The 6,477-nt window shown below is 37.4% G+C and carries 6 protein-coding genes, 1 tRNA gene, 1 rRNA gene, 1 other RNA gene and 3 pseudogenes; 11 read left to right on the top strand and 1 reads right to left on the bottom strand.

All coding sequences use genetic code 11. The features are described from left to right. The first annotated feature begins 58 nt into the window (after positions 1-58). Positions 59-174 (top strand): 5S ribosomal RNA (gene rrf / locus AC3E7H_RS04090). Positions 175-179: 5 nt separating this feature from the next. After that, positions 180-253: transfer RNA gene (locus AC3E7H_RS04085), tRNA-Asn, on the top strand. Between the two features lie 142 nt (positions 254-395). Here AC3E7H_RS04085 and AC3E7H_RS04080 read toward each other — a convergent pair. Beyond that, positions 396-1,284: pseudogene (locus tag AC3E7H_RS04080) on the bottom strand (IS30 family transposase). Positions 1,285-1,587: 303 nt separating this feature from the next. Here AC3E7H_RS04080 and comW point away from each other — a divergent pair. The 9 genes and pseudogenes from comW (at position 1,588) to AC3E7H_RS04035 (ending at position 6,474) form a co-directional block, all read left to right on the top strand. Further along, complete coding sequence (gene comW, locus AC3E7H_RS04075; RefSeq protein ID WP_000572525.1) at positions 1,588-1,824, top strand: sigma(X)-activator ComW; 237 nt, start codon at positions 1,588-1,590, stop codon at positions 1,822-1,824. Between the two features lie 231 nt (positions 1,825-2,055). Then, positions 2,056-3,342 carry an adenylosuccinate synthase gene (locus AC3E7H_RS04070; RefSeq protein ID WP_490676148.1) on the top strand — a complete coding sequence of 429 codons (1,287 nt, stop codon included), beginning with the start codon at positions 2,056-2,058 and terminating at the stop codon, positions 3,340-3,342. A gap of 332 nt (positions 3,343-3,674) precedes the next feature. Further along, positions 3,675-4,142: a tRNA adenosine(34) deaminase TadA gene (tadA, locus tag AC3E7H_RS04065; protein WP_049509164.1), complete on the top strand. Its 468-nt coding sequence runs from the start codon at positions 3,675-3,677 to the stop codon at positions 4,140-4,142. Positions 4,143-4,174: 32 nt separating this feature from the next. Further along, positions 4,175-4,272: signal recognition particle sRNA small type (gene ffs, locus AC3E7H_RS04060), an RNA gene on the top strand. Positions 4,273-4,485: 213 nt separating this feature from the next. Beyond that, entirely contained in the window at positions 4,486-4,929 is a 444-nt protein-coding gene (locus AC3E7H_RS04055; RefSeq protein ID WP_490676146.1) for a dUTP diphosphatase, read from the top strand. Between the two features lies 1 nt (position 4,930). Next, the gene (locus tag AC3E7H_RS04050; RefSeq protein WP_049509165.1) at positions 4,931-5,470 is read left to right on the top strand and encodes a histidine phosphatase family protein; all 540 of its coding nucleotides are present in this window, start codon (positions 4,931-4,933) and stop codon (positions 5,468-5,470) included. A gap of 10 nt (positions 5,471-5,480) precedes the next feature. Further along, positions 5,481-5,642, top strand: a pseudogene (locus tag AC3E7H_RS04045) (DNA repair protein RadA); the annotation flags it as partial. Next, positions 5,638-5,940, top strand: a pseudogene (locus AC3E7H_RS04040) (isochorismatase family protein); the annotation flags it as partial. The pseudogenes AC3E7H_RS04045 and AC3E7H_RS04040, both read left to right, overlap by 5 nt. 18 nt (positions 5,941-5,958) lie before the next feature. Continuing rightward, positions 5,959-6,474 (top strand): histidine phosphatase family protein, encoded by a 516-nt coding sequence (locus AC3E7H_RS04035; RefSeq protein WP_049503832.1) that lies wholly within the window; start codon positions 5,959-5,961, stop codon positions 6,472-6,474. The last annotated feature ends 3 nt before the right edge of the window (positions 6,475-6,477 follow it).

Below are 6,477 nucleotides of genomic sequence, written 5' to 3'. Positions count from 1 at the left end.
TGTGAAGGTTTTCTTGAAATTTGATAGATATTCAATTTTGAGTATGTATTACTCAAAGTTAAGTGACGATAGCCTAGGAGATACACCTGTACCCATGCCGAACACAGAAGTTAAGCCCTAGAACGCCGGAAGTAGTTGGGGGTTGCCCCCTGTGAGATAAGGAAGTCGCTTAGCTTTAATCCGCCATAGCTCAGTTGGTAGTAGCGCATGACTGTTAATCATGATGTCGTAGGTTCGAGTCCTACTGGCGGAGTATGTAGACGTTCCGAGGGACGTCTTTTTTTATCTTTCAGGGGTCATCTTGATCCTTTTTAATTTTGCTTTTTATTAATATTTAATATCTTTTATAAGTTTGTTAGATTTGAGTGTTTTATTTTAAGTAATTTTTATTCCTTTTAATAGGTCTTAAAAGACTTTCTAGGCATTCTATTTCTTTTATCAGCGATAGCTGATAAATAATGTTCAGAAATATTAGTAAAATCCGTTTGTTTCGGTTTTCCATTTTTTCTTAATAAGCCATTAGAATGTTCATTGAGCCCCCGTTGACCAGGACAGTCTGGACCCGCAAAGAAAATATCAATGTCATGCGCATTGGAAATAGATTTCCAATTAGAAAATTCTTTCCCACAATCAAAAGTTATAGACCTAAAAAGGTGGCTAGGGACTTGAGACAACCATTGATTAATAGAAGTCTCAATATCACTTGCTCTCCGTCCATTGGTTTTCAGTGCGATGATGATTTTGAGCAGCGTTCTACTAAGGTAATAACTGCACTTTTGTGCTTTTCTCCCACAATTGTATCCCCTTCTAGATGACCGAATTCCGTCTTAAAATCGGGATAACTGTCTGCTCTCTCACGTAAATCTCTACGAACGCTTGTTTTCCTTATTTTTCGCTATGATCATTTGCTTTTCTGGAGGTCCTCTTTCTTAAAAATACCGCGGTCTGCTAGTCGATAGAGAGTTCTCATAGAATAAGAAATCCTATCTAGATGAGCTCTGTTAATGATATCAAGGCTCCAGCTTCTACTTCTAAATGAGTTTGAATAAAGTTTTTTTCTGCTTGCGAAAGACTTGTTTTATTCTTGCCACAGCGATTCTTATTGACTTTATATCGCTTATAGTAATCATAAGCAGAGTGCCCCTCTTTCAGATAGTTGATGACATTGTAGATTGTCTGTTTTGATCTTCCTAGTGAGTTCGCAATATCTAAAACTTTTATGTTTTCTTGAAAGTAAGCCTTTATCATTACGAGTTCGTTTGTGGTAAGATGTATATAGGTTATTTATGTTAGTTCCTATCAGACAAATGTGGTAGTTTATCTGAGCCTAACAAAAATGGCTTTTTCTGTCTAGTTTAATTTTACAAATTGGAATTATAAAGTATACTAGCATAATTCCTACAGTATTTTTTTCATTACAGAAATTTTAGATCTTTTTTTGAAATGTAGGATTGTCCACCTGATTTGTTAATTTTTTTATCTGTTATTTATTTGAATATTCATTATAGTACATGATAGAAGTATCTTCCCTGGTTCTTCTATTTTTTTGTTATACTCATTTTATCAATAGAAATGGAGTCAAATAAAATGATTGAACAGATTTATGAACAATATCTTGATTTTTATGATGTTATTGAAAAGGAATATAGTTATTTAGTAGATAATGATTTAGAATGGGAAGTTTTTCATCTTCGATTTTTACTCTATTATTTAGTTCGGTACAAGCTTGATACTATGCATCCTTTATTTTCTTACCACTATAGAGCTTGCTACCGTTTGTACATTGAACAGTTATTGATTTCAAATGATTGGGTTGGGAGATAATTTATAAATTCCATATTTCCGAACGATTTCATAGTTTTTTCTTTTCAAAATATAAATTTACAATATTTTTTTAATATTAATTTTCTAGTTTTCTCTAGTTCCCTAATGTTTCTGGTCTTTGGTCTTGAAAAAATAGAGAATCTTTATTATAATAAATTGTAAGATATAATTGCAGGTGAGATTCCTGCCATGTATGTGAGAAAGGAAGAGCCTAAGGGCTCAGACAAGATTATGACTTCAGTTGTTGTTGTAGGTACCCAGTGGGGTGATGAAGGTAAAGGGAAGATTACAGACTTCCTTTCAGCTAATGCAGAAGTGATTGCACGTTACCAAGGTGGCGATAATGCTGGTCACACAATTGTGATTGATGGAAAGAAATTTAAGTTGCACTTGATTCCTTCTGGAATTTTCTTCCCTGAAAAAATTTCTGTCATTGGGAATGGGATGGTTGTAAATCCTAAGTCACTTGTGAAAGAGTTGAGCTATCTTCATGATGAAGGTGTTACAACAGATAATCTACGTATTTCTGATCGTGCGCATGTTATTTTGCCGTACCACATCGAGTTAGACCGTCTGCAAGAAGAAGCTAAGGGTGAAAATAAAATTGGTACTACTATCAAGGGTATCGGACCAGCTTATATGGATAAGGCTGCTCGTGTTGGAATCCGTATTGCAGATCTTTTGGATAAAGAGATTTTCCGTGAACGTTTAGAACGCAATCTTGCTGAGAAAAATCGTCAATTTGTAAAATTGTATGATAGCGAACCTATTTCATTTGATGATATTTTTGAAGAATATTATGAGTATGGCCAACAAATCAAGCAATATGTAACAGATACTTCTGTTATCTTGAATGATGCACTTGATAATGGCAAACGTGTTCTCTTTGAAGGTGCACAAGGGGTCATGTTAGATATTGACCAAGGAACTTATCCGTTTGTTACTTCTTCAAACCCTGTTGCTGGTGGTGTGACAATTGGTTCTGGTGTTGGTCCAAGCAAGATTGACAAGGTTGTAGGTGTATGTAAAGCTTATACAAGTCGTGTTGGTGATGGTCCATTCCCAACTGAATTGTTTGATGAAGTGGGAGAACGCATTCGTGAAGTAGGTCATGAGTATGGTACTACAACAGGTCGTCCACGTCGTGTAGGTTGGTTTGACTCAGTTGTGATGCGTCATAGTCGCCGTGTTTCTGGCATTACAAATTTATCTTTGAACTCTATCGATGTTTTGAGTGGTTTGGATACAGTTAAAATCTGTGTTGCTTATGATCTTGACGGTCAACTCATTGACTACTATCCAGCTAGTCTTGAACAATTGAAACGTTGTAAACCTATTTATGAAGAATTACCAGGTTGGTCAGAAGATATCACTGGAGTACGTACTTTGGAAGATCTTCCTGAAAATGCACGTAACTATGTTCGTCGTGTTAGCGAATTGGTTGGCGTTCGTATCTCTACTTTCTCAGTAGGTCCTGGTCGTGAACAAACAAATATTTTAGAAAGTGTTTGGTCATAAGAGATTTTTTAAGATTTGTTTAAGATAGTTCAGCTATACTATAGACAGTTACAAGAAGACCTCCTAACTTGTTGTAACAAATATCCTAAACTTTTCTTTTTCATAATAATCTCCCTATAAAGTCACCGCATTCGGTGGCTTTTTTTATGTAGTGAAACATGGTATAATGATAAAATTGATGATAGTCAGTGAAAATTAAAGAGTAAATTAGTTATGAATCGATAAAAATATTATTTTGAAGTTGCAGATGTTAGTATTACATTAATGCTAAGGGAATTCTGATATATTTGGAAGAGATTTTAAAAGATAATAAGCAGGAAAAGAGAGAAGCTATGGATTATACAGTTGAAGAAAAAGAAGCATTTATGAGAGAGGCCTTAAAGGAGGCAGAGATTGCTTTAGAGAATGATGAAATCCCGATTGGTTGTGTGATTGTCAAGGATGGGAAAATCATCGGGAGAGGTCATAATGCGCGCGAGGAATTGCAACGTGCAGTCATGCATGCGGAAATTATGGCCATAGAGAATGCTAATTTGAGGGAAGAGAGTTGGCGTTTACTCGACTGCACACTTTTTGTGACTATTGAGCCTTGTGTGATGTGCAGCGGGGCGATTGGGCTTGCTCGTATCCCTAAGGTAGTTTATGGGGCTAAAAATCAGAAATTTGGTGCAGCTGGAAGTCTGTATGATATCTTGACAGACGAGCGTCTTAATCATCGTGTGGATGTTGAGACGGGGATTTTAGAGAGTGAATGTGCAGGTATTATGCAGGAATTTTTTAGAAATCGACGGAAAAAATAATTTCTCTTTTAAAATCTTTGGGAATGTGGTATAATAACTAATGGAGCAACAGTTCTGCGTGAAGCGGGTCAGGGGAGGAATCCAGCAGCCCTAAGCGAAGTGAATTGTGTGCTCTTTTTTTGTGCTTTAAAGAAAATAGTTTAAGTGTGGCTAAATAGGAATGAGTTTGTTAATAAAAGGGAAAATAAGGGACATTTGAAATATCTTTAAATTTTTTTGTATGATTTTATTGTTTGCTTTTTGATAGGACACTTTTCTTTATTTTATATAGAAGATTTTTCGTGCTTTTTTCGAATAAATAAGATAAAATAGCCTAGAATAAAAGATTAAAAAGAGGGAAAATATGAAAATTCGTGGTTTTGAATTAGTTTCTAGTTTTACAGATGAAAATTTATTGCCGAAGCGCGAGACAGCGCATGCGGCTGGGTATGACTTAAAGGTCGCAGAGCGAACAGTGATTGCACCAGGAGAGATTATTCTCGTCCCAACTGGGGTCAAGGCCTATATGCAAGCGAGTGAGGTGCTTTATCTCTACGACCGTTCCTCTAATCCTCGCAAAAAAGGTCTGGTCTTGATCAACTCTGTGGGGGTTATTGATGGAGACTACTATGGCAATCCAGGAAATGAAGGCCATATCTTTGCTCAGATGAAAAACATTACCGACCAGGAAGTCGTTCTTGAAGTTGGGGAACGTGTGGTTCAGGCTGTCTTTGCTCCATTTTTGATTGCGGATGGCGATGCGGCAGATGGCGTGCGGACTGGTGGATTTGGATCAACTGGGCACTAAGATGAAGATTATCTTTGTACGTCATGGGGAGCCAGATTATAGTATGCTTGATAAACTTGAAAATCCGCAACTCTATAGTGGTTTTGGTCGTGATTTAGCACCATTGACAGGAAAAGGTCGCAGTCTGGCAAAAGAAGCTGCTAAAACTGCATGTTTTGGAAAGGCAGAGATTATTATTTCATCGTCTGTGACGAGGGCTTTAGAAACAGCACATTATATAGCAGTTGAAACAGGATTGGACTTATTTGTGGAGCCGTTTTTTCATGAGTGGCGTCCAGACTTAGATGGCACTAACTCTGATTTAACTAGTGTATTGGTAGCTCATGAATATTATCTAAAACATCAAGGAGGTTTATCTGAAGATTCTCCCTATCGCTATGAAACTGATCTAGAGATGCGTCATCGTTTTTTAAGAGCTTTGGAAAAGTATAAAAATTATAAAACTATTATCATTGTAACTCACGGAATGCTCATGCGCCAGTTTGTGCCAAATGATAAGATTGATTTTTGCCAAGTGATTGAATGTGAGATAGAGATATAGAAAGAGGTTTATTATCGCAAAGAAAAAGGCGACATTTGTGTGTCAAAATTGTGAGTATAATTCCCCTAAGTATTTAGGGCGCTGTCCAAACTGTGGGTCTTGGTCTTCTTTTGTTGAGGAGGTTGAGGTTGCAGAGGTCAAGAATGCGCGTGTGTCCTTGACGGGGGAGAAAAGACAGAAAGAAGAAATTTGCGACCGGCTTGCTGCTTGTATCTTCTCGTATCTTTGAGAAGCGTCGGGCTTCTTGCTTTACTAATCTAGATTTAAAAGATTTTTTAGAGGAAAACGGTGCTAAAAGCATAGAGTTTATAGGGGTAGATGGCAATGGCTGTGTTAAGGCTTCCGTTTTGGCAGCTACCAAGGAGAATTATCAGGTTTCTGTCGATTTGTCTGCTGTCGGAGTTGCCAACCAGAAGAAATTCTCTAAAACACTGAAGCAGTGGCAAGATTGCGGAATCAAGATTGGATAGTTTTATGGGGATCTTAATATGAAAATTATTTTTATCCGTCACGGGGAGCCAAATTACCGTGAGTTAGAGGAGCGTTCCTATACTGGATTCGGGATAGATTTGGCACCCTTATCTGAGAAAGGAAAACAACAAGCTCAGGAGCTTTGCAAAAATCCTTTGTTTGGCTCAGCTGATATCCTGGTGTCTTCTGCAGTGACGCGAGCTTTAGAAACGGCTTTTTATGTATCCTGTGCTACTGGCCTTCCTTTGAGGGTAGAGCCATTATTGCATGAATGGCAGGTTTATGAAACAGGTATAGAGAACTTTGAAACAGCTAGATGTCTGTTTTTAGAAAACAAGGGGGAGTTGCTCCCAAATTCTCCTGTTCAATATGAGACAGCTGTAGAGATGAAGTCTCGTTTTCTAGAATGCATGGCTAAGTATCGGGAACATCAAACTGTGGTAGTTGTAGCCCATCGCATGCTCATGAGCCAATTTGTACCAGATGAGAAGGTTGATTTTTGCCAAGTGATTGAGTGTGAGATAGAGATATAGAAA

It is taken from the genome of Streptococcus sp. SCPM-O-B-15304 (M98), assembly GCF_058200215.1.
This window is presented reverse-complemented; position numbering and strand designations above follow the sequence as displayed.

Bases quoted from the DNA above. Each gene is read 5' to 3' on its own strand.
- comW (WP_000572525.1), top strand. From the start codon at position 1,588: ATGATTGAACAGATTTATGAACAATATCTTGATTTTTATGATGTTATT.
- AC3E7H_RS04070 (WP_490676148.1), top strand. From the start codon at position 2,056: ATGACTTCAGTTGTTGTTGTAGGTACCCAGTGGGGTGATGAAGGTAAA.
- tadA (WP_049509164.1), top strand. From the start codon at position 3,675: ATGGATTATACAGTTGAAGAAAAAGAAGCATTTATGAGAGAGGCCTTA.
- AC3E7H_RS04055 (WP_490676146.1), top strand. From the start codon at position 4,486: ATGAAAATTCGTGGTTTTGAATTAGTTTCTAGTTTTACAGATGAAAAT.
- AC3E7H_RS04050 (WP_049509165.1), top strand. From the start codon at position 4,931: ATGAAGATTATCTTTGTACGTCATGGGGAGCCAGATTATAGTATGCTT.
- AC3E7H_RS04035 (WP_049503832.1), top strand. From the start codon at position 5,959: ATGAAAATTATTTTTATCCGTCACGGGGAGCCAAATTACCGTGAGTTA.